The sequence below is a fragment of the Rhizobium sp. Root483D2 genome, assembly GCF_001426685.1.
GTDB lineage: Bacteria > Pseudomonadota > Alphaproteobacteria > Rhizobiales > Rhizobiaceae > Pararhizobium > Pararhizobium qamdonense.
Window position 1 is genome coordinate 120,391 of sequence record NZ_LMFB01000005.1, and the last position, 21,012, is coordinate 141,402.

A 21,012-nucleotide genomic window follows, 5' to 3' on the forward strand; every position below is an offset into this window, starting at 1 on the left:
GCGCGGTCGCACTCCAGCGGATCAGCTGTAATCGCTTAAATTGCGCCAGCCGCAACCAACTTTAGATATTTACCATATTCGCTTTTACCGAATTTATTGGCGAGAATTTCGAGCTGGGCTCTCTCAATAAAGCCCTTACTGAAAGCGATCTCTTCAGGGCAATTTATCTTGATGCCCTGTCGTTTTTGCAGGGTCGATACAAATTCACCAGCATCGAGCAAACTTTCCGGCGTGCCGGTGTCGAGCCATGCATATCCACGACCCATTAGCTCAACACTAAGCTTGCCTTTCTCAAGATAGACCTTGTTCACGTCGGTAATTTCCAATTCTCCACGGGATGACGGACTGAGATTCGCCGCGATATTGACAACCTCCTTGTCGTAAAAATAAAGGCCTGTTACAGCCCAATTGGATTTTGGATTTTCAGGTTTCTCTTCCAATGAAATTGCTGACATATCGCTGTCAAATTCAACTACACCATATCTCTCGGGATCGTTAACGTGGTAGGCGAAAACCGTTGCTCCGTCAGACCGATTAGATGCATTTTCAAATAGCTTAGTAATGCCGTGGCCGTAGAAAATGTTGTCACCCAAGATCAGGCATGACGAATCTGAACCGATAAATTCAGCCCCTATGATGTAGGCTTGGGCAAGACCATCGGGTGATGGTTGTTCTGCGTAGGAGAGAGAGAGCCCCCACGCCGAGCCATCGCCAAGCAAGCGCTGAAAGTGAGGTAGGTCATGGGGCGTTGAAATGATGAGAATTTCTCGTATTCCTGCCAGCATGAGCGTTGAAAGCGGGTAATAAATCATAGGCTTGTCGTATACCGGTATCAGTTGCTTAGACGTAACCAGCGTCATCGGATGTAATCGCGTGCCGCTTCCGCCTGCGAGGATAATGCCTTTCATCGGGTATTCCTTGAGTAATAAGAGCTGAATTAGGAGTTCAAAATTTTTGAGACGACCTCTGCCGCAGACATCTTCCAATGCGGAAGGCGAACACCGTGAACATTATACAGTTTGTCACAATCTAAACGAGAGTTCATCGGGCGGCGGGCGGGTGTTGGATATTCTGCAGTTGTAATAGAGTTTACAGCCGCTAATGGTCCACCGACTTCTCCAGACAACTGAAAGATCGTATGGGCAAAATCGGCCCAGCTTGCGTCACCGCTACCACTCATGTGAAAAGTGCCTCGAAGGATTTCGTCGTTAGATGAAAGGAGATTGTCGGCTACTTTAAGCACCCCGTCAGCAATCTCCAAAGCGGAGGTCGGGTTGCCATATTGATCAGCAACAACCCCGATTGTGTCACGCGTTTCTGCAAGGCGCAGCATAGTTCTTACAAAATTCTTTCCAAAGGGACTATAAACCCAAGCCGTTCGCAGGATAGCATAGTTGGAGGTCGCGCCAGCCAGTAATTTCTCACCTTCAAGCTTCGAGCGGCCGTAAACCCCAAGCGGCCGGACAGGGTCATCCTCGTTATAGGGTGCATTTTTCTCTCCATCGAACACATAGTCAGTTGAAATATGGACGACGGGCACCCCCAAATCCGCTGCAACTTCACCGATATGACCAACAGCGTCCGCGTTAACGGAAAAAGCTACTGCTTCATCCGTTTCCGCCTGGTCAACTGCAGTATAGGCTGCAACTGAAATAATTATATCTGGCTTCGCGGCACTAATTGCTTTGTTGATGGTTTGATGCGACGAAAGGTCCAAAAGAGGGCGGCCCAGTGGTAAAACTTCAATCTCAGGCCAATGCTTTGCTCTCTCAAGCAGGGCACTTACAACTTGCCCCTCTCGTCCCGTTACGACGTAGCGGCGCAACATCAATTGTCTCCGGGAAATTTAGGTAAGCCTAAGCGGCTGCCATCATACTCTTTTCGAAGAGGAGCCCACCACCACTCATTAGCAATGTACCACGCCACAGTTTTTTCGATGCCAGAATCGAAGTTTTCTTGTGCCTTCCATCCCAGTTCAGCTTCTAGTTTAGTGGCGTCAATTGCATAACGCGCATCGTGCCCTGGCCGATCCGTAACGTGAGTAATCAGCTTTTCGTGGGGACGATTTTCTGGTCGCGCAATATCAATGAGTGAAACAATTCGCAACACTACGTCGATGTTCCGTTTTTCATTGCGCCCACCGACATTATAGGTCTCGCCAATGCGACCGCGTTGGGCAATCAGATCAAGGGCTCGAGCATGATCCTCAACATAAAGCCAGTCACGAATATTTGCGCCATTGCCGTAAACCGGCAACGTCCTGCCTTGAAGAGCGTTTAGTATTGTAAGCGGAATTAGTTTTTCTGGAAAGTGATATGGCCCATAATTATTTGAGCAATTTGAGACAATTATGGGCATTCCGTAAGTGCGTTCCCATGCTTTCGCAAGATGATCAGACGCGGCCTTAGATGCTGAGTAGGGCGAAGAAGGATCATATGGAGTCATTTCAGTGAAGAGACCTGTGTCACCCAGAGATCCATAAACTTCATCGGTTGAAACATGCAGGAATCTAAACGCATTCTTGCGCTCGGCGGGAAGATTATGCCAGTACTGTCGCGACGCCTCCAGCATTGTGAAAGTCCCCAGTACATTTGTCTCAACGAAATCGCGGGCTCCTGTGATAGAGCGATCGACATGGCTTTCCGCAGCCAAATGCATAACGCGATCCGGTTTGAAGCTCTCGAATGCCGCCTGCATTGCAGATCGGTCGCAGATGTCTGCTTTCAAAAACCGATGAAGCGGATTACTTTCAATCGAAGATAGTGAAGCGAGATTTCCGGCATAGGTCAATTTATCAACAGTTAGAACGTCGTAACCCTTGACCGCAACCAAGTGCCGAACCAAGGCTGAACCAATGAAGCCGGCACCACCGGTAACAAGAACACGCATTTAATCTTCTCCTGAGCGGTCACCGACCGGCACGCAAATTTAATAGCTGAAATTCGTATCCAAATCAGAGAGGCCTGGCTGGGCGATGTCTTTCGTTGAAAGCACCGCTTCGTCGGAAGACACTGGCCACTCGATGCCGATATCAGGATCGTTCCAAAGAAGCCCGCGATCATATTCAGCACTGTAGTAATCCGTAACTTTATACGATAAAATACTATTCGGTTGTAGCGTGCAAAAACCATGTGCAAATCCCGCCGGGATCCAAAGCTGCTGACCATTCTCGGCTGACAATTCGACTTTCACGTGTTTGCCAAAGGTTGGAGACCCTTTTCGAATATCAACCGCAACGTCAAGAATAGAACCGCCTGCGCACCTAACCAACTTACCCTGCGCACGCGGCTGCAACTGGAAGTGAAGCCCACGTATCGTTCCAACTTCCGCCGATAACGATTGGTTATCTTGAACGAAGACAACAGGACCTATATGCTCCATAAAAAGATCAGATCGAAACGTTTCGGAAAAGTAGCCCCGGTTATCGCCAAATTTTGACGGCGTTATTAAAACAATGCCAGGCAGCTTCAAATTTTCAAATCGCATTAACATTTCCTTGCAATCTTTGGCAGATCTAAGTCCGATCTCCTTATCAACAGCCTTCCCACGGCGCAATTGCATTCCGTCGCACCGTTCGCTCCCAATGGTCTTTTCTCTCAGCTTGTTGCCATTTTAAGCGGAAACAATGTCTACCATGGTTGCAGTCCCACATGTCTCCTGAAGAATGGTGAGCTTCGCGGCCGTCGAGTAGCGGCGGCGCACCGAGGTAAACATGACGTTCGTCCAAAGATGGTGACTTTGTCATAAATGGCCATATCACCTCCTGCCTAAGCACGTGGCATTGGAGCGAAGATATAGGCCGATCTCGGGCAGTGAGCATGTGGCTCGAAAGGTCACTTCCTACGGGTGGCTTAGTAGTGCGTGATGTTGCTACACTGGCCAATAGGGTTAATCCTCGAACCGAACTTATTGACTCCTCTCGAGTTGCTCCGGCGACAATGTCTGCCATTATGACCGGGATTTGTTTTAATTTTTAATGGCTTGAGGTTTTTTCGGGAGATGTTTAGGCTGGGCAACAAGCTTGCGATAGCCCATGACCCGTACATCACGCTCAGCGTTACTCCGCTCGCAGAAACGCGAAACTTTTGACAACGCCACTGAGCCACGCCGCACAGACGTTAGCAAACGCCGTCGAGATGGAGCGTCAAATGCGCGTCTACAGTGCCAAAGGTGCGCTGCCATCGATCAGCCAGCAAGACGCTACTTTTTAAACCGCGCCTCAGTTAAAAATGATCACGAGCGTCACATTGCCGAGATCGGCAGCATCTGACTGATAGTCGCCGTCGTAGATCAAGGTGAGCGCCCAGCATCGCATCTGGCATGTGTTCTTTGCCCGCCGCGCCAGCGGCAGGGGATGGTTCCAGCAAAATCTTCACGTCATAAAATCCCTAATCGCACCGTACATTTCCCGTTATCGCCAGCGATACAAATTCACCGCTTTCGGAAAAGACAGATATTGAGGCGGAGTATTCATCGATGTCATTGTGGGAGCAGCCTTATGCGTTTGAGGCGTTTTGTATCCCGGCCTTTTTCTGGATTTCTGAAGTTCGCCGCGCTCGCTATCAATTGCTTATCAACAGTTTTCGCTAAATAATCAATTTGCGATCTGCCTCGTCAGATCGAACCTCCGACAATTGTTGCATTAGTAAGTGGATTCTATATACAGTGATTATCACATATGATCAAAATATAGATTTTGCATGATAATCAGGTGGTTAATGGGTGCCTGGCAACCAATCAGCGGCTCACCAGATAAAATGCGAACATGGTCTGAAAAGCATTTCTTGTCGGAGTCAGCATGATAGACGCGCAGCTAAGCGGCATTAAAGGCAGTATCGATTCGCTTGATCAATTCAACATCGGAGGATGGCTTTACTCACCGCTGCACACAGATGCGAACCTGACAGTTCAGATTATTGTAGACAACGTCGTTTTGGCGGAGTTGCCGGCCAGCACCTACCGCGACGATCTTACCGAAGCCGGCATAGGCAATGGCAATCACGCGTTTCAGTTCGAAATGCCTCGCGAGCTTTTCGACGGTCGCTCGCATTTTGTGGATGTCGTCGTGCCAAATTCCGACTTCAAATTTCCGAACGTCCCATGTGAAGTCTTTTTTACTGTGCCTGATGTTCAGGAGACTGCTGCGCCCTCCTCTGTGAAGGGCATCTCCGATCTCGTTCGGTCTACTTCCAAAGGTGGCTCCCGCATCCACTTCGGGCTCGATATCGAGGGATGGTATACTGACGACGAAAAACCGGATCACGTCTTTAAAGTGGAAGCAATCGAGAACGGAAAAGTTCTTACTACAGCTTCTACAACTCGAAAATCCTCATTCGGACCCTATGCTCAGTCACGAAGTAGCGGCTATCTCCTTACTCTACCACCGGAACTGCTGGACGGCAGAGCTCATGAAATCAACTTTGCCTTCGACGGTACTGTCGATGCCCAATCCGCAGTAATATTTGATGGAAAGCAGACCGGCATCGGCTTTGTCGATAGGATCGGCGCCAAACTCGTTTCAGGGTGGGCGGCATCGTTCTCAAATCTTTCGCAGCCAGTCGTTGTCGAAGTCCTCTGCAATGGTGTGTCGTACGGCAGAGGTACCGCCAACATCTTTCGCGAAGATCTGACCAGTATTGGTTCGATCACGGGCTTTCAGGGCTTCAGTATTTCCTTAAACAAAACATTGTTCAAGGATGATCTCGATCATGTGTCTATCCAGATAGCGGACAGCAAACTGCCACTATTATGGGCCGGCAACGTCAAACCCCTCGCTTTAGAAGAGCTTGAGCGAAAGCCGCTTCAACCCCGGCTGAAAGGCTTTATAGACAACGTGAAGATAAACGGTGTCGCTGGCTGGGCCTATGATATTGACGATCCGGCACGCCGGATTAGAGTCAATCTTTCCATTGAGGGTTGCAAAATCGGTGGCGTCATCGCCGACTCGGCGAGAACCGATCTGGCCAAGGCGTTTGGCACAGATGGTCGCCATGGCTTCCATATCGGCTTCCCGCCGATGCTCGGCCTCGAAGGCATTGTCAATGTCGAAGCGAGCTTCGCAGAAACCGGCCATCTCATTGGCAAAAAGCAAATCGAATTCCGCGCGGCGACCAAGTCTAGAACTAAAAATGAAAACAGTGGACTACAGCGTTACCTATACACAGCACCCGCGATGGAGATCGGCGAGGCGGTGCCTCTTGTCAACGTTATCGTCCTAAACCGGAACGGTAGCGATCACCTCGATACGCTTTTCAAGTCGTTTCATACCTTCAACGCCTACCCTAACTACATCATTACTGTCATCGATCACGGCTCGACAGATGCTAGCGCGCAAACTGCCGAGCATTGGCAAAATCGATTAAACATTAACTTTATCGACAGAGGCCGCAACTATGGGTTTTCTCACTCCAACAATTTTGGAGCGAACCTTACCGGGGACTATTTTCTATTCCTGAACAACGATATCATTCTGGTACAGTGCATCCTGTCGGAAATGGTAAAGCTTCTTCGAGATGAAGCGGTGGGTGTAGTGGGCATAAAGCTACGCTCCCCCCCAAATGATGACGAACAGGCCTTCCACTCAGAGGGATTCATCCAGCATCTTGGCGTTAAGTTTGGTGCATCAAGCGTGGAGAACACAATCGGGGCCTACGAGTTGCCGCTACATCCCGATACTCTCGCCGTATCGAATTCCCTCTGGAAAGTCCCCGCAGTAACTGCCGCTGCAATGATGATGCGCAAGGGCGACTTCGCTGCGGTCGGGGGTTTTGAAGAACGCTATTTCTACGGTTACGAAGACGTAGATCTCTGCCTTAAGGTGACCAGCCAACTAGGAAAATCGATCCTTTGCGCGAACAATATTGTTGCCTTGCACTATCGCGGGGCAACCAGAACAAATGAAGACGAGCACACCCGCCTTCGCTATGCCAGCAACCTAAATCTTCTGAAGTCGCGGTTTGGCGCGCGGATTCGGCAGCAGATTCGCCGAGAAGCTTTAGAAGGGGAGCGGTTCAGTCGATTTGAGGCGCTCAAGGTGGCGTTTCTCGTCAGCACGACAGATATGGCTGCGCCAGAGGCAGATTTCTTCACGGCTTTCGAACTTGGCGAGGAATTGGCCGCACTCAAGTCATGGTCCGTCACGTACGTGCCGCCGCAAGGATGGTATGATCTTGCGGACTTCGATGTCGTCATCGCCATGCGGCAGGACTGGGACCCCAACAAGATCACCAGCAGCAATTCAAATCTTCTCAAGGTTGCATGGGCACGAAACTGGTTCGACCGGTGGCTTGTCCTGCCGTGGCTGGACAACTTCGATATCATCTGGGCCGCTTCGAACAAATCGGCGTCCGCGTTCCGCGCCAACACGAAAAAGCCGGTCGAAGTGTTCCGGATCGCTACGTCTGCCCAGCGCTTCCAGAACTCGGAAATGACCAAGGAATATCTATCAGATTATTGCTTCACCGGCAGCTTCTTCAAAGCGCCGCGTGAAATCGTTTGCGTACTCGACCCCGATGCGCTGCCATATAGCTTCAACCTCTTCGGTCACAATTGGGGAGAATTTCCACGGCTAAGCAAATATTGGCGCGGTTCGCTTCCTTACCTGGACATGCCTAAGGTTTATGGATCTGTGAAGGTAGTTATCGATGATTGCAACTCTACTGTAAAGGAATGGGGCTCGGTCAACAGTCGGGTGTTCGATGCGCTGGCAGCCGGCGTGCTGGTGATCAGCAATGGTCGGGTCGGAAGCGATGAAGTGTTCAACGGCGACCTTCCGGTCTACGAGGGCAAGCAGAACTTCACCGACCTTCTCAACCTTTATCTTTCAGATGACGTGACCCGCCTGTCACTAGTAGACAAGCTTCGCCAGAAGGTACTGAGCGAACACACCTATGCTCGCCGCGCCGAGCAGGCCGCGCGATCACTCGGTCGTGTTTTCGGTCAGCTTCGCCTGAACGTACGGTTCGACCAAGACGATATTGCAAGTGAGATTATTGCCCGCATTATTGCTGATTGCCTGCGCGAACAAGGGTTCTGGCTTCGAATGGAAAGTATTTCGAAGAGTCGGAAAACTGTGGAGAGAAACGGGGACGACATCGTTCTGTGGGTTACGGCGAAATCAGCACCTAAACTGGAGCTAATGCCTGACCAGGTCAACGTTCTTGTTCACCTCACCACAGGTGCAATCACCTCCGTTGATGACTTCGACATGCTCATCCTGGGTGACGCAGTCGGTTCTCTAGAGCACATACCGAAGCCAAAGATTTTTCTTTTCGAGAGTCAGTCTGAGCGGGAAAGGGCGTTCGGCCTCGACTCTGGTGACTTCGTGTTTAAGGATGGACGAGTACTCCGCGACGCGATTGCCAAGCACACATCCAAAATTGTTGAAACAATCAACGGAATCAATCGGACAAAGATCGACGGGCCGTCGGCATCCACCTCATTCAGTTCGTTGCTTGACGAGGTGGAGACCAATTACGGCCTGCATCTCGTGATCTACCCCGATTACCGGAATACAAATCCGTATCAACGATTACTCTACAAGGATTTGCCACCCGGCTACGATGTGGAGTTCGGGGATATCGCCAAAGCGCTCGACAACCAGATCAAACGCAAGGGAAAACCCACTGTCTTCCACCTACACTGGACGTCTCCAATCCTTGGGGTGGAGCAGTCGCCCCAGGTCGCCGAAATGCGGCTGGAGAAATTCGTTTTATCGCTCGAAACGTTCATCAACGCCGGCGGTCATCTCGCGTGGACCATTCACAACACATTGCCGCATGAAATGCGGCATCCCGAACTTGAAGTCAGACTTTGCAAAAAGCTGGCTGAACTGGCCTCGACGATCCACATTCATTCCCTAGGCGTGCCGACCTTCGCTGCAGAGCATTACGAGCTTCCGGTAGAAAAGACCGTACTCGGTGCCCACGGAAATTATATCGGCACCTATGCGGACTTCATCGACAAAACCGCAGCCCGCTCCAGGCTCGGACTGGCTGAAGACAATGTCGTCTTTCTTTTCTTGGGGCAGCTCAGGTCCTATAAAGGGATCGAAAATCTCGTTTCAGCGTTTCAGACCATCAATAATCCCAACGCACGCCTCCTGATAGTCGGCAGCCCCGTCAACATGTCAATGAACGGTCTCCGTGAAAGCATCCGCCTCGATAAGCGGATGCAGCTCGTTGAAGAGCATGTCGCCGATGACGACCTGCAAATCTATATGCGTTCAGCCGACTTCGCCGTTCTTCCTTATGACCGCGTCTTAACCTCGGGATCAGTTTATCTGGCCTTGTCATTTGGCGTTCCGGTGATCGCATCCGATGGCGGCCTCATTCCCGAAATGATAACCGACGGAAGCAATGGCTTGCTTTTCCGCAACGGCGATGTCGCTAGCTTGCAGGCCGTCCTGCAGAAATCGCTGGACCTTTCACCTGTAACGCGAAAAGAACTCGCAGCGGGCGCACTTGCAAGTGCGGAAGCGTGCGACTGGACAGCAACCCTAACCACTTTGCTGCGTAGCTTCATGGCAACGACCATAAGCCCGGCAATCACGCTGCAAGTGGGTACTGAGAAACGCCGCACATTTATCAAGCATGCGTCTGCACCCTCCACTCACGCACGCGTTGCAGCCGTCGTGCTTCATTACAACGATCTCGGAGATACGGTTCGCTGCGTTGATACACTATTAGCTCAGGCAGGAACCCCACCGCATATATACATTGTCAGCAACGACTTGAATGCAATATCGTTCGCTTACCTAAGCGAAAAGTTTCCGGACTGCACAGTTATCCAATGCGACGACAACCTTGGCTACGCTGGCGGTAACAACGTTGCCCTTGCGCTGATTACAGAGCGCGACTTCGACTACATGTGGATCGTAAATCCCGATACGGTCGTGCCCGTCGATTTTCTGCAGCGCATGACCGTTCTAGCCGATACAAACTCTGACACGGCGATTTTTGGCTCCAAAATCCTGTTTGGCGATCGGCCAGACATCATTTGGTTTGGAGGCGGTGAAATTAGCTGGAAAAACGGCTTCGAAAGTAAGCACCGTTATATAGGAAAGCGGTCGGGGGAAATGCCAGCTGTACCTGTATCATGCGATTACATTACTGGAGCAAGCATTTTCTTCAGGAAAGAAGTCATAGACCGAATCGGACTTATACCAGAGCAGTATTTCCTATATTTCGAGGAGACGGACTGGTGCCTCATGGCTGCCAAAGCTGGCATTCAAATGAAGGTCTTCCCAGAAACGGAGCTTCTCCATCATAAGCGTTCCGAAGACGGCGGAGCGCCGACGCCGGTATTCCTCTATTATTATTGCCGTAATGCTCTCATCCTCTGTGCCAAGTTCCATGCTGACGTGATCGCAGAAACACATGTGCGTCTTTTGGAGACGGCATCTATATGGAAAGAGCGGATAGGGGCTAACCGGTCCGATATGGTTGATTTGTCAAATTTCGCGATCGAGCTTGGCCTGCAGCACGGATTGGCCGGCGTTACCGGACGCATCGACCTCGCGCGAGAATTCGGCAAGAGCGTTAACAAAACCCGGAGTTTCAGACAGTCGGCCTCCGACTGAGCGACCATTCGGCGGCGTTTCGCGCGTACTGGAAGCCGCCGAAAAAATCGCTGGAGCGAAGCGAAGTTAGGAAAGCTGAGTTGATCTCACAGAACTTTAAGGCGGCGGCAGCGAACAAGCGTTTTCGCCGCCGTGCCGAGTTGTTTACACGCTGAACACCACCAGTTCGTGAAACAAAAGCTTGCCCGGCCGATCGCACATATCGAACCTTAATGCTGAAATCGGAGCCTCCCGCTGAATTGATAGCGAGAGGAAATTCCAACCGCGCTTAATGGGCTTGATGATTTGGGAATCTGCGCTGAATGCCTCTTCGTCGTCGGTCCGCGTGTATAATTGCGCGACGCCGGCCTGATCGAATCGGTAGATGGCCCGAACACCGAGCCATTTCTCCCGATTGTTCGGCAGTAAAATGACGATGCCGGGATCGTTGTTGAGCGCCTCTATTTGAAGACCGTCATCGGTCCAGTTGAGTTTCGTCGCCGGCCGCGCCACGACGTTGGGCGCCATCTTTGTGAGCTCAAACTGATTCTTCACAGACTTCGAGACAATGCCCATTTTGGCCAAATGCTCGCGAAGCTCGCGGTTGGTGCGCTCAAGCGCATTGATGCGAAGTTGGAGGCTGAGGACCGTATTCGCCTGCTCGTTGGAATGCTGCCGATATTCGATCAGGCGATGGGGAACGCGTACGGAGCGTGCCCCTGCCTTCAGCATACGCCGGAACAGGTCGTGGTCTTCCGCATCGGAAGACTTCTCATATCCACCGACACGGTCGTACCAACTGCGTCTAAATAGGGACGAACCGTGAATGAAGTTCCGTTTGTCGATTCCTTCCACGACTTCCGGTGTGGGGTCGGGGAATTCCCAATGGTAGGTTTCGCCTGTAGGCGATTTGGGGGCCTTGACTTTGGCAGCCAAGATTTCAGCCAACGGCCCAAAAATGGTCATGTCTGTATAAGCCACCGCAGCGTCACTGTTGTTGTCCAGGGCGGCCCTTGTGCGTTCAACGTAGTCGCTTCGCATGCGGTTGTCGGCGCCGAGGAAGCCTACGTAATCACCCGTCGTCAGCGAAACGGCCTTGCGAAAGTTTTCTACAATCCCGAGATTAACTTCGTTGACAACGACTTTCACCTGGTTTGCAAATGCGGTTAGAACGCCCGGTGTTTCGTCAGAAGAGGCGTCGTCGATGACCAGAATTTCATCCGGCGGATGTGTTTGACGTAACACCGAGTCAATGCTTTCCGCAAGGTAACGACCGTAATTATAGTTAGCTATGATGATAGATATACGCGACGCCCCCGGTACGCGCGTGGATTCAAGAACAGTTAGACGATTAAACCGGTACCTATCCGTTGAAGACCCCGCGTCCACGGCAAGGGCGCCAGCAAAACGCTGCTCGACAGCACGCGCTATTATACCGTCGGGGTCTCTACTCCGGCCGATGTCGTGCGGATATGCAAACCAACGAAAGTGGCAAGTGTCGAACACGTCACGCAGGGTTTGCGGAACGTCGAGTTCCTCGCCGAGGCGCTCTCCCAAGTGGTCAAGTCGGCCATGGCTCGCGGTATGCCACTGGATACGGGCACCCCTGCGGCTCATGTCGCTCAGCATTTCGATTGTGGCAAAGCGCTCGAGCGGCTCTCCCTTGTCGAACGCGTTGTCACCACCAATGTGGTCTCCAATCACAAAAAGTTCATATGGATAGCCCCACTTCTCCAAGATTGGCGCCGCGTAGCGCCCTACACTCTCGTAAATTCCATCGAAGGTGATGACCGCATGCCTGGGATTCGAGGGGTCGTAGTTGTCCAGGTAAACGACGTCGTAGCTCTGCAAGGCAGCCATCTGACGGTCAAACTGGTCTGCACTGACATACCAGTGCGATTTCACGTCCAAATCAACTTTATGATAAAGAAGGATCATTTTTCCATGACTTCAAGCCGGTGAACATACTGGCGATAAGGAGATAGGTCGGCGTTTAGCAGCGTGTATGGAAACCTCCATGGGCACCAGTCGTCGATATGTACGCTGGCCAGTATGCCATGCTTCCGCAGCAACCGATCAATCACTATCTGGACGAGAGAAAAGCCGCGGCCTACATATTGCGGATACAAAACGCCGCAAATCACGACCAGATCAAACTGCCCGTATCGCTCCGACGACAGATCAAAAAGCGAACACTGATCGAATAGAAAGCGATCCGCATCTGAGCGTTTTGCGGCCTTGTTGCGTGCCCATTCAACAGCAATTTCGCTGATGTCCAGACCGACTACTTCTTTGCCAGGTAAATTCAAGGTGACGAAGCCGTTGCCGCAGCCGATCTCCAGCGTTCGGTCATAGGTGCGGTTTGGAAGGGCAGACAGCAATCGGGCGAGCCGGACGGAATCGTCTGGCGTGGTGTCATAATTCCAAGGGTCTTCAACCGCGTAAAAGGTGTCCAACTTTGAGGCCGGTTCTATCGCCATGCTTGTAACCACCCTTGGCATACCAAACTGCAGAACAGTGTTTCCATTCGAGCGTTCAAATTGCTATATGCCGCCGTGTTTTCAGTAGTTCGAATATGAGTCACGCTTCATAACGAAACAGCTACCGCTCACATTCGTTGTAGTCGGTGAATTACTTTCTCGAAAAATACTGCGCATAGCCGTCGTCTAATACAGCATTCTGGCGTGCCTGCGGCGCAACCCATGCGGCATTGCTTGAGACACTGTGATGGAATACCGGCCACGTCCTAACCGGTGAGGATGTGGCCTCGATCTTTTTCGCAAGGACAACGATAGTATCTCGATGAAGACGCGGGTCTATCTCGGGAACGCGTTTATCGACCCACTCTTCCTTTTGTCTGATGAATTGAGGCACATCATAACAATCGGCAGTCGAAAACCTAACGTCGAATCCCTGTGCTGCAACCAGATCGGCAGTTTCCTGCGGCGCATATTCCCGTTGATGTCTATCCGTTCTCTTGCCGAAAAGTCCACCCATTGAATATGGCGTCTCTCCATGCAAAAGAGAATAAATACTGAGCTTACGCGCGATATTAACGGTCGTCATATACAGAAAACCGTTAAGCTTCAAGCTTTTGGCACATTGATGGACCAAATATGCAGAGTCTGCCGCCATATGCTCGATGACCTCGGTGCAGAGAACCAGATCAAACTTATCTTGATATTGAACGGCCCAGTTATCGATCTCGAGATCCACCCCCTGTGGACTATCATATAGCTCGAAGTCGCAGAAACCAGAAAGAATACTCTGCATGTAGGCACCACTGCCAACATCGAGGATGCTTTTCACGGAGCCTAGTGCATTAATATCGTTCACCAGCCGAGCAAAGCGCGAAGCGTGCGTATTCAGATATCCCCAGAAGGGGCTGTCATCCGCAAAGTCGAGCTTCTCTCGGGCCAGACGTTTGATTTCGAATCCTGTTACAGTCATGGCAGCTTCTTCGCAACGCCCATGCCCTCGATTTCATAGACATCGCAGAACAGAGGGTTAGGCTTTACAAGAAGTTCGAAAATCTTTCGAACCGCAGGCGTCTGACGCATCCGTTCCGGTACGGGAATCTTGCTCATTGTAGGGCTATTCGCATAGCACCAGTCTAGGTCGTCGAACACGATCAGACCGCCAGGAGTCAATACTCGCTCTAGAAGCGAGAATGCCATACCATCGACATCCCAGGTATGGGCGCCGTCCAGGAAGCAAAAGTCGAAGGTTATGCCTCTCTCCAGCGCATCCATGAGAAACCAAGTGTAAGATATCTCATGGAAAACGAGATCGACGCGGTGCTCGAGGGAAAATCTCTTTATAGTTTCGCTTGCAAGCGGCTGGCGCTTGTAGGCCTCGTGCGTATCGACGCTCGTCAGGTGTCCGACGCCGTTCCTTTCCAATGCGCTGGCCATGTATACTGAACCGACGCCACTTGCGAATCCGAGTTCTATGCATTTTTCGTAGCGGCCGTTCAAAATAAGGTCGTAAAGCACCTTTCCTTTCTCTGGCGTGGTATGGGGGATGCCCTTCAGTTGCCTTGCAAGCTCATTAAATTCCAATTGCGATCCTCGCGCTTCCTGCTCGTGATAGAACATCTTCAACACAGGCCTATCGTGCAGGTCTCCATCAAGAGAGATGACAGCTTCACTTCTGAATTTTTCCGGGATTGCCTCGTATGCTTCGTTCATTAACTTGAGAAACGAAGATGCGTCACAAGGAGCGCTTTGGATTTCAGCATTGAGGACGTATTTCGGCACACCCCTATCTGTATTTGCCCATTCGGTGTGCAATGGGTCTGACATCTTGTGCTCCCTTTTCTGACGGTTTCCATTTCTACTTCGAGGCTTGGCGATGGTCAATGCATCGTTTCAGAGCGTCCTCTGATTGGGGTCGTTGACGTCCAGCTGCTTCCGATTTGGATTCCAGATCCTACCGCCCCGTCATGTCCTCGCTTATCAGAAACTAGGGGTGCGACATCCAGAATGACCTGATCCCCAAAAACTGGACCGTTTTTGATTGGAGTTTTCCGCGCGAGATTCCCGGCTGGGAACAGGAGCAGAAGTGATGAAAGCATCTAATTTTTCGGACGCCCAAAAGGCGTTCATTTTGAACAGGGCGACGACGGCGTGCCGGTAGCGGAGATTTGCCGCAAGGCAGGGTTCAGCCAGGCGACCTATTTTAATTAGCGCAAGAAGTACGCCGGTCTGTTGCCCGATGAGATGCGTCGGCTGAAGGCTTCGGAAGACGAGAATGGCCATCTGAAGAAGATTGTTGCGGACCTGACGCTGGACCGGGAGATGCTCCAGGACGTCATCCGCCGAAAGCTCTGAGGCCTGCCCGCAAGCGGAAGCTGATCGGCGGGATGCTGGTGGCTTGGGGCATATCGATCCGACGGGCCTGCGAGGTCCTCAAGTTCGACATCTCGACCTACCATTACAAGTTCCGCCATGCCGGGCAGGCCCCCCTGGAAAGACGGATCAAGGAGATTTGCGAGGCGCGGGTGCGCTATGGATATAGGCGCGTCCATGTCCACTTGTGTCGCGACGGATGGAAAATCAACATGAAGAAGACACATAGGATTTACAGTGAATTAGGCGTTCAGTTGCCAAACGAGCGTAACGGGTGTTCTGCCCCCACATTGCCCGCTGTCGCCTGATCTGTGATCGAGTGTCCATGGACGAGCGACAAGGAGTTTCTCCATGGACACTACGTTGGAGGTTCTCACGAAGGGGCGGAGCCGTCATGAGGCTCATCGCCAATGGCCGGACGAGGTGAAGGCACGAATCGTTTCGGAAAGTTTGCGTCCGGGCGTGATGGTGAACGAAGTAGCGAGCGCCCTGGCATTAAGGCCAATCACCTGTAGTCATGGCGAACATTGGCGCGGCAGGGCAAGCTGGTCTTGCCTGCGCCGGAAGATGCAGTCGAATTCGCGGCCATGGTTGTCGAGATGCCCACGCCGGAGCCGCCAGCCGCCAGGCAGATTTCTCGCGCCGAGATTATCGTGGGCCTCGTCACGGTCCGTCTTGAGGAAGGGGCATCTGCGGCACGGATCGCCGCTATCGCGCGCGCCTTGGCGGCGGCGACATGATTTTTCCATCGAATCGCGTGCGGATCATGGTGGCGACCAAACCGGTCAATTTCCGCAAGGGCCATGGCAGCGATCCATGCCGAGGATGAGGCAGACGCTCCTGCCGGGACCAAGGTCTCAAAAACACGAGCGAGCAATCGCTGCTCCCGTCCTCAGCATCTTCCCCGTGTGGAAGAGGTGATCGATCCGGAAAGCCTGATCTGCGCCTGCGGCGGTTGCTTGCATTGCATCGGCGAGGATGTCTCCGAGCGGTTGGATGTGATTCCGGCACAGTTCCCTGTGATTGTCACCCGTCGCCCCAAATATGCGTGCCGTGCCTGCACCGACGGCATCGTTCAGGCCCCGGCTCCAGCGCGGCTGGTCCAGACAGGCCAGCCGACGGAAGCCACAGTCGCACATGTGCTGGTCTCCAAATATGCCGATCACTTGCCTCTCTATCGGCAGGCGCAGATGAACCGCCAGGGCGTCGATCTCGACCGCTCCACGCTCGCCGATTGGGTCGGACGCGCAGCCTACGAACTGCGGCCTGTGTTCGATGCCTTGCCGACCTAAAGCGCTCGACCAAGCTCTTTATGGACGAGACCCGTGCTCCGGTGCTTGATCCCGGCTCGCGCAAAACCAAGACCGGATACTTCTGGGCGCTCGCACGGGATGATCGACCATGGGGCGGTAGCGCTCCGCCCGGCGTCGCCTTCACCTATGCACCCGGTCGCGGCGGCTCCATGCCGAACGGATATTGCAAGGCTTCTCCGGCATCCTGCAGGTGGACGGCTATGCCGGATACAACAGGTTGATCGCACCTGACCGTGTCGGTCCGGACATTCGGCTTGCCTATTGTTGGGCCCACGCTCGCCGGAAGCTCATAGAGATCACCCGCAATGGAACAGCAACTATTGCCGAGGACGGCGTCAAACGGATTGGTGAACTGTATCGAATCGAAGCCGAATTGCGCGGCCTTGATCCGGAGGTTCGCCTTGCGGGCCGGCAAGGGCGATCAGCGCCGCTGATCGCCGACATGCAGACTTGGCTCGTCCATCACCGTGCTCGTGTCGCAACGAAGTCCCCGCTCGGCGAGGCTTTGGCCTCCATCGCCAAATACTCGGATGGTTTGAAGCTGTTCCTGACCGACGGGCGCATCGAGGTCGACAACAACAGCGTCGAGCGGACCATCCGGCCTATCGCTCTCAACCGGAAGAACGCACTTTTTGCGAACCACGACGCTGGGGCCGAGAATTGGGGGACCATGGCCTCGCTTGTTGAGACCTGCAAACTCAACGGCGTTGATCCGCTTGCCTATCTGACGAGCACGCTCACCGCCATCGTCAAGGGCCATAAGCAGAACGGGATCGGTGAGTTGCTGCCGTGGAAATACCGAGGGAGATAATGTAGCTCGACAATAGAGACTACGTTTGATCCTTAACGTTCACGTCGCGAATCGGCGCACGTGTCAGAAAAGTAATTTGTGGATATTGTAAGCCTGCCTGCCGTGCTGCTGAGTTGTACAGCGACACCCACGCCGTCCACCTCCGCGAACCGTGCATCGATGTTTGAGATGCGCGTCGCTCCGGCCATGAATGACGCCGTCTGCATTTTGGGCTCACCTCGCTTCATCTGCAAATCAAAGACAAGCTGAGCGAAGCCGTCTAGGTCACCCTCGGAGCTTTGGGTCACGCTTGCGACGGCATCGTCACAGACATAAACACCAATATTCGCCTCTTTTACGAACCATTGACCCGATAGCTCCGGTGGCATGGCGACGAGTTGCCAGCCAGTGGCCGCAGCATGCCGCTTGGCTTCATTTAGTGAACTGCCCAACCGAAAGCCACCTGGGAGATCGACGCGATCTGCCGCCATTGAATCGACATGAGAGAATATCGTCACTGTCCCGATGATCTGCAGTGATAGCGGCCGCAGAACCCATCTTCTACTCATGTTGAGAAATCACCCCAAACTCCAATTTTGAAGTCACGTGATAGCGCATATCTGACAACCCAAAACAACATCGAAATCTTGATTATCATATCAACTGGTCGTCAAGGTGTGAGCGGGGCACCGCTTTCAAACAAGTACCAAAAACGTCGGGTGAAGGCAAAGCTAAGGGATGACCGCCAGGTCGCCGCTGGCCCGCACGATATCTGGGCCATGGACTTCGTTCACGACCAGTTCGCAACCGGCAAGAAACTGCGCATCCTGACCGTGGTGGACACGCATTCGCGCTACCGCCCGGTCACTGGCGCACTATTGCCTATCGCGGCGAGGATGTCGTTCAGGCGCTGGACCGTGTCTGTAAGAAGACCGGCTATCGCAACACGATCAGTGTCTATAATGGCAGCGAGTTTATCTCCCGCGATCTGGACCTTTGGGCCTATGTCAACAAGGTCACACTTGACATCTCGCGGCCAGGCAAACCGACCGACAATGGCTTCATTGAAGCGTTCAACAGCAAGCTGCGGGCCGAATGCCTGAACGCGCACTGGTTCCTGACCCTTGCGGACTTGCGCGAAAAGTTGGAGACTTGGCGTCGATACTACAATGGGGATCGTCCTCACTCGGCAATCGGACATCACGTCCCGATTGCGATACATAATCCCGGCGGCGCCACCAGCCTGTCATCGTGATAAAACCCGAAAACTCTAATCCCCGGCGATCCAAGGTTTGGGATCAGAGCAGAAAAACCAAAACTCTCCCGAAAATTGGGGGGGAATGGGTCGAAAAACGCATCCTGCTTTTTGTGAGGCAATATCGCCGTTAAGAACCTCAAAAATTGCCGTTCTCAACAAGTTTCAGACGATATGGACGACAACAGCGCGGTTAGATCTGAGCGAGGCGATTGAGACACGTTGAAATTTTTATACTTTGGCGAAAACCCAACACAATTGAATGGGGTGGTTCCCGAATCCCAAGACTTACCATTCTCGTCCCCAATACTTCAAAGATTTCATGTTGTTGATGCGCCCGATTTTACTAATGGGTTCTCTCATCAACACAACTGCACATGAAGGGCATCGAGAGACCGAATGATCTACTCGGCTGCGATATCGTGGCTTCGTGGTGCAAAATCGTAGGACGCGACTGCGGCTTCCTCAATATGAAGACTTCCGCCACGGGTATCGATAGGCTTGGTCGCGACTTTGAGCAGCCGGGCAGCGGCCGAAAATGTCCACGCCCGCTCAATTGCATGGGCAATGGTTCCATCGGTCTGCGACGCTTCGTGCTCGAATTCCCTTGACTGCAGATTGAGATCGCTAAGAGCCTGCAAAGCCGCCGGTCGGGCCATAAATATAGATCCGGCGATGAAGCCCAGCTTTGATATTTTCAGATCGCCGACACCCATCCGTGCCTTTAGAGCATTCAAATGGGTTTCATTGCTTCCCATGTAGCCTTCCATGGAAACGTTATGTCCTGCCGGTCCTAGGATACCAACATCCGGCCGGTCGTTGAATATCCGCACGGCTGCCGATAGTTCATCAGGCTTAATGAAGCAGGCTAAAAGCTCCCGGCGCCATTTTTCACCGTTATCGAGATGCTTCGACCGTTTTGTATGAAGCTTCAGGATCAGCGAGAATTCCTCCGGGTCGATCTTTTTGAGAACAGTCAGGAAAGGAAGCACATCACGGCCATGATTAGCGGTGACGATTACCTCGGCATCGAACTTATAGCGCTTTAGAGCGGTCTGAACGTGACCTACCTTGTCGGCTGGTGTCGTCAAGAAAAGCTTCAACTTTCCTTTATAGTTAGCAAGCTCAGAAAACATTTCATCGAGAAGCTCGGGATAGAATGCATGGATGACGCAAGCCACCTTATGTTCTGCCGGAACTCGTGTCGCCCGGCCGAATTTCTGATGGCCTTTAAGGCGGTAGTTCGACGCAAAAGAGCCTTGACCAACCGAAAAAGGGTTTTCATAATTCATCAGGCTTAGGTTATTCCTAAAAAAGAGCCGGATGCTCTTGGGGATAGGTGTTCCATCCTCTAGCTGTCCGTAGTGCCAGTACCGGTTGGGAATGCCAGGAACTTCGAGCGTACGAAGTCGTCGCTTGTACCAGTTCCATATTTCAAAGACGGCATAATTTCCTGCGGCGAAGCGACGGGTCATGCCTTCGCCATCGGAATTGATCTTCGTGAAATGATAAAAGCGCAAAAGGTCGTCATTGACGGCGATTTTTCCGTCCTGGCCGATTTTCACGTTTCGCTGGCTGATATTCCAACTGGCGACGTTATAACCCGGGTGGCGTTCGATATAGACATTGTCGAACAGGCAGGGAATGAGATCACAATATTTCTGGTCAGTGAAAATTCCGTCTTCGATACTGTCGTAGCAGGCCCGGTAAAGGCAGTCGTTCCACCAGGCAGCGACGGCATTTCCGATCGCGTCATTTTTCACAGCGATAAAACCGAGATTATATATGCCATACTTCAGCGAGATTTGTTCATTGTCCATAAAGTCGACTGCCGAACTGTTCGGATCAACTTGATGCGGCGTCAAGATGACAGATGCCGTATCCAACTTCTCGGCTATATGATCCAATGGGTGGAACACAGCGATGTCCGGATCGAGATAGATCACCTTCTCAGCGCCGGAATCCAGGATATGCTGAAGCGCCCTACCCTTCACAGCCGTGCATGCTTCTACGATATCGTGTTTGAAAACGAAAGCCTTCCAGTCTGGAAACAGGATCTCAGGATCTAGGATGACGTCGAAGTCTTTTTCCCACTCCGTTTCCAAAAAGCCCTTTGGTGGACGATCAACCATGATTGCCCATATTTTCCAACCTGGATTGGCGTTCCGCAGAGACTGCGCAAGAATGCGCGCCCGCGACAAATAGGCATAGGAAAAGCTCGTGTAGACGTGAACTTCAGGCATTGA

12 protein-coding genes and 3 pseudogenes are annotated in these 21,012 nt (G+C 52.2%); 4 read left to right on the forward strand and 11 right to left on the reverse strand.

Translation table 11 applies throughout. The annotated features are described in order from the left end of the window. Nucleotides 1–35: 35 nt before the first annotated feature. Genes rfbA through rfbC form a run of 4 tightly spaced genes read right to left on the reverse strand, consistent with a single transcriptional unit; the run spans nucleotide 36 to nucleotide 3,486 of the window. Entirely contained in the window at nucleotides 36–908 is an 873-nt protein-coding gene (gene rfbA, locus ASD32_RS04095; RefSeq protein ID WP_060636625.1) for a glucose-1-phosphate thymidylyltransferase RfbA, read from the reverse strand. A gap of 29 nt (nucleotides 909–937) precedes the next feature. After that, a complete protein-coding gene (rfbD, locus tag ASD32_RS04100; protein WP_060636626.1) occupies nucleotides 938–1,828 on the reverse strand; it encodes a dTDP-4-dehydrorhamnose reductase in 891 nt (296 codons plus the stop codon). Continuing rightward, nucleotides 1,828–2,889, reverse strand: coding sequence for a dTDP-glucose 4,6-dehydratase (rfbB, locus tag ASD32_RS04105; protein WP_060636627.1), 1,062 nt, complete (start codon nucleotides 2,887–2,889; stop codon nucleotides 1,828–1,830). Before rfbB ends, rfbD begins: the two co-directional genes overlap by 1 nt. A gap of 39 nt (nucleotides 2,890–2,928) precedes the next feature. Beyond that, on the reverse strand, nucleotides 2,929–3,486 hold the full coding sequence (gene rfbC, locus ASD32_RS04110) for a dTDP-4-dehydrorhamnose 3,5-epimerase (protein ID WP_060636907.1): 558 nt from the start codon (nucleotides 3,484–3,486) through the stop codon (nucleotides 2,929–2,931). Between the two features lie 1,312 nt (nucleotides 3,487–4,798). Here rfbC and ASD32_RS04115 point away from each other — a divergent pair. Then, on the forward strand, nucleotides 4,799–10,579 hold the full coding sequence (locus ASD32_RS04115; RefSeq protein ID WP_060636628.1) for a glycosyltransferase: 5,781 nt from the start codon (nucleotides 4,799–4,801) through the stop codon (nucleotides 10,577–10,579). 144 nt (nucleotides 10,580–10,723) lie between these two features. Here ASD32_RS04115 and ASD32_RS04120 read toward each other — a convergent pair whose 3' ends face one another. The 4 genes from ASD32_RS04120 to ASD32_RS04135 form a co-directional block, all read right to left on the reverse strand. Next, a complete protein-coding gene (locus ASD32_RS04120; RefSeq protein WP_060636629.1) occupies nucleotides 10,724–12,496 on the reverse strand; it encodes a glycosyltransferase in 1,773 nt (590 codons plus the stop codon). Then, entirely contained in the window at nucleotides 12,493–13,038 is a 546-nt protein-coding gene (locus ASD32_RS04125; protein WP_162252637.1) for a class I SAM-dependent methyltransferase, read from the reverse strand. The genes ASD32_RS04120 and ASD32_RS04125 overlap by 4 nt, the downstream gene beginning before the upstream one ends. Before the next feature lie 151 nt (nucleotides 13,039–13,189). Further along, complete coding sequence (locus ASD32_RS04130) at nucleotides 13,190–14,008, reverse strand: methyltransferase domain-containing protein (protein ID WP_060636631.1); 819 nt, start codon at nucleotides 14,006–14,008, stop codon at nucleotides 13,190–13,192. Continuing rightward, nucleotides 14,005–14,862: a class I SAM-dependent methyltransferase gene (locus ASD32_RS04135; RefSeq protein WP_060636632.1), complete on the reverse strand. Its 858-nt coding sequence runs from the start codon at nucleotides 14,860–14,862 to the stop codon at nucleotides 14,005–14,007. Before ASD32_RS04135 ends, ASD32_RS04130 begins: the two co-directional genes overlap by 4 nt. Before the next feature lie 262 nt (nucleotides 14,863–15,124). Here ASD32_RS04135 and ASD32_RS28855 point away from each other — a divergent pair. Further along, nucleotides 15,125–15,674, forward strand: a pseudogene (locus ASD32_RS28855) (transposase); the annotation flags it as partial. Between the two features lie 239 nt (nucleotides 15,675–15,913). Here the strand turns inward: ASD32_RS28855 and ASD32_RS30580 are convergent. Continuing rightward, nucleotides 15,914–16,213: a hypothetical protein gene (locus ASD32_RS30580; protein WP_244490096.1), complete on the reverse strand. Its 300-nt coding sequence runs from the start codon at nucleotides 16,211–16,213 to the stop codon at nucleotides 15,914–15,916. Here ASD32_RS30580 and ASD32_RS04155 point away from each other — a divergent pair. Then, a pseudogene (locus ASD32_RS04155) lies at nucleotides 16,212–17,532 on the forward strand (IS66 family transposase); the annotation flags it as partial. The gene ASD32_RS30580 and the pseudogene ASD32_RS04155 overlap by 2 nt on opposite strands. Nucleotides 17,533–17,564: 32 nt before the next feature. Here the strand turns inward: ASD32_RS04155 and ASD32_RS04160 are convergent. Beyond that, nucleotides 17,565–18,080, reverse strand: a complete 516-nt coding sequence (locus ASD32_RS04160; protein ID WP_060636634.1) for a hypothetical protein — start codon at nucleotides 18,078–18,080, stop codon at nucleotides 17,565–17,567. 123 nt (nucleotides 18,081–18,203) lie between these two features. On the opposite strand from ASD32_RS04160, the pseudogene ASD32_RS28860 reads away from it, so the two are divergent. Next, nucleotides 18,204–18,766 (forward strand): annotated as a pseudogene (locus ASD32_RS28860) (integrase core domain-containing protein); the annotation flags it as partial. Between the two features lie 404 nt (nucleotides 18,767–19,170). Here ASD32_RS28860 and ASD32_RS04170 read toward each other — a convergent pair. Then, nucleotides 19,171–21,009, reverse strand: coding sequence for a rhamnan synthesis F family protein (locus ASD32_RS04170; protein WP_082546634.1), 1,839 nt, complete (start codon nucleotides 21,007–21,009; stop codon nucleotides 19,171–19,173). Nucleotides 21,010–21,012 lie beyond the last annotated feature (3 nt).

Bases quoted from the DNA above. Each gene is read 5' to 3' on its own strand.
- rfbA (WP_060636625.1), bottom strand. From the start codon at position 908: ATGAAAGGCATTATCCTCGCAGGCGGAAGCGGCACGCGATTACATCCG.
- rfbD (WP_060636626.1), bottom strand. From the start codon at position 1,828: ATGTTGCGCCGCTACGTCGTAACGGGACGAGAGGGGCAAGTTGTAAGT.
- rfbB (WP_060636627.1), bottom strand. From the start codon at position 2,889: ATGCGTGTTCTTGTTACCGGTGGTGCCGGCTTCATTGGTTCAGCCTTG.
- rfbC (WP_060636907.1), bottom strand. From the start codon at position 3,486: ATGCGATTTGAAAATTTGAAGCTGCCTGGCATTGTTTTAATAACGCCG.
- ASD32_RS04115 (WP_060636628.1), top strand. From the start codon at position 4,799: ATGATAGACGCGCAGCTAAGCGGCATTAAAGGCAGTATCGATTCGCTT.
- ASD32_RS04120 (WP_060636629.1), bottom strand. From the start codon at position 12,496: ATGATCCTTCTTTATCATAAAGTTGATTTGGACGTGAAATCGCACTGG.
- ASD32_RS04125 (WP_162252637.1), bottom strand. From the start codon at position 13,038: ATGGCGATAGAACCGGCCTCAAAGTTGGACACCTTTTACGCGGTTGAA.
- ASD32_RS04130 (WP_060636631.1), bottom strand. From the start codon at position 14,008: ATGACTGTAACAGGATTCGAAATCAAACGTCTGGCCCGAGAGAAGCTC.
- ASD32_RS04135 (WP_060636632.1), bottom strand. From the start codon at position 14,862: ATGTCAGACCCATTGCACACCGAATGGGCAAATACAGATAGGGGTGTG.
- ASD32_RS30580 (WP_244490096.1), bottom strand. From the start codon at position 16,213: ATGGCCCTTGCGGAAATTGACCGGTTTGGTCGCCACCATGATCCGCAC.
- ASD32_RS04160 (WP_060636634.1), bottom strand. From the start codon at position 18,080: ATGAGTAGAAGATGGGTTCTGCGGCCGCTATCACTGCAGATCATCGGG.
- ASD32_RS04170 (WP_082546634.1), bottom strand. From the start codon at position 21,009: ATGCCTGAAGTTCACGTCTACACGAGCTTTTCCTATGCCTATTTGTCG.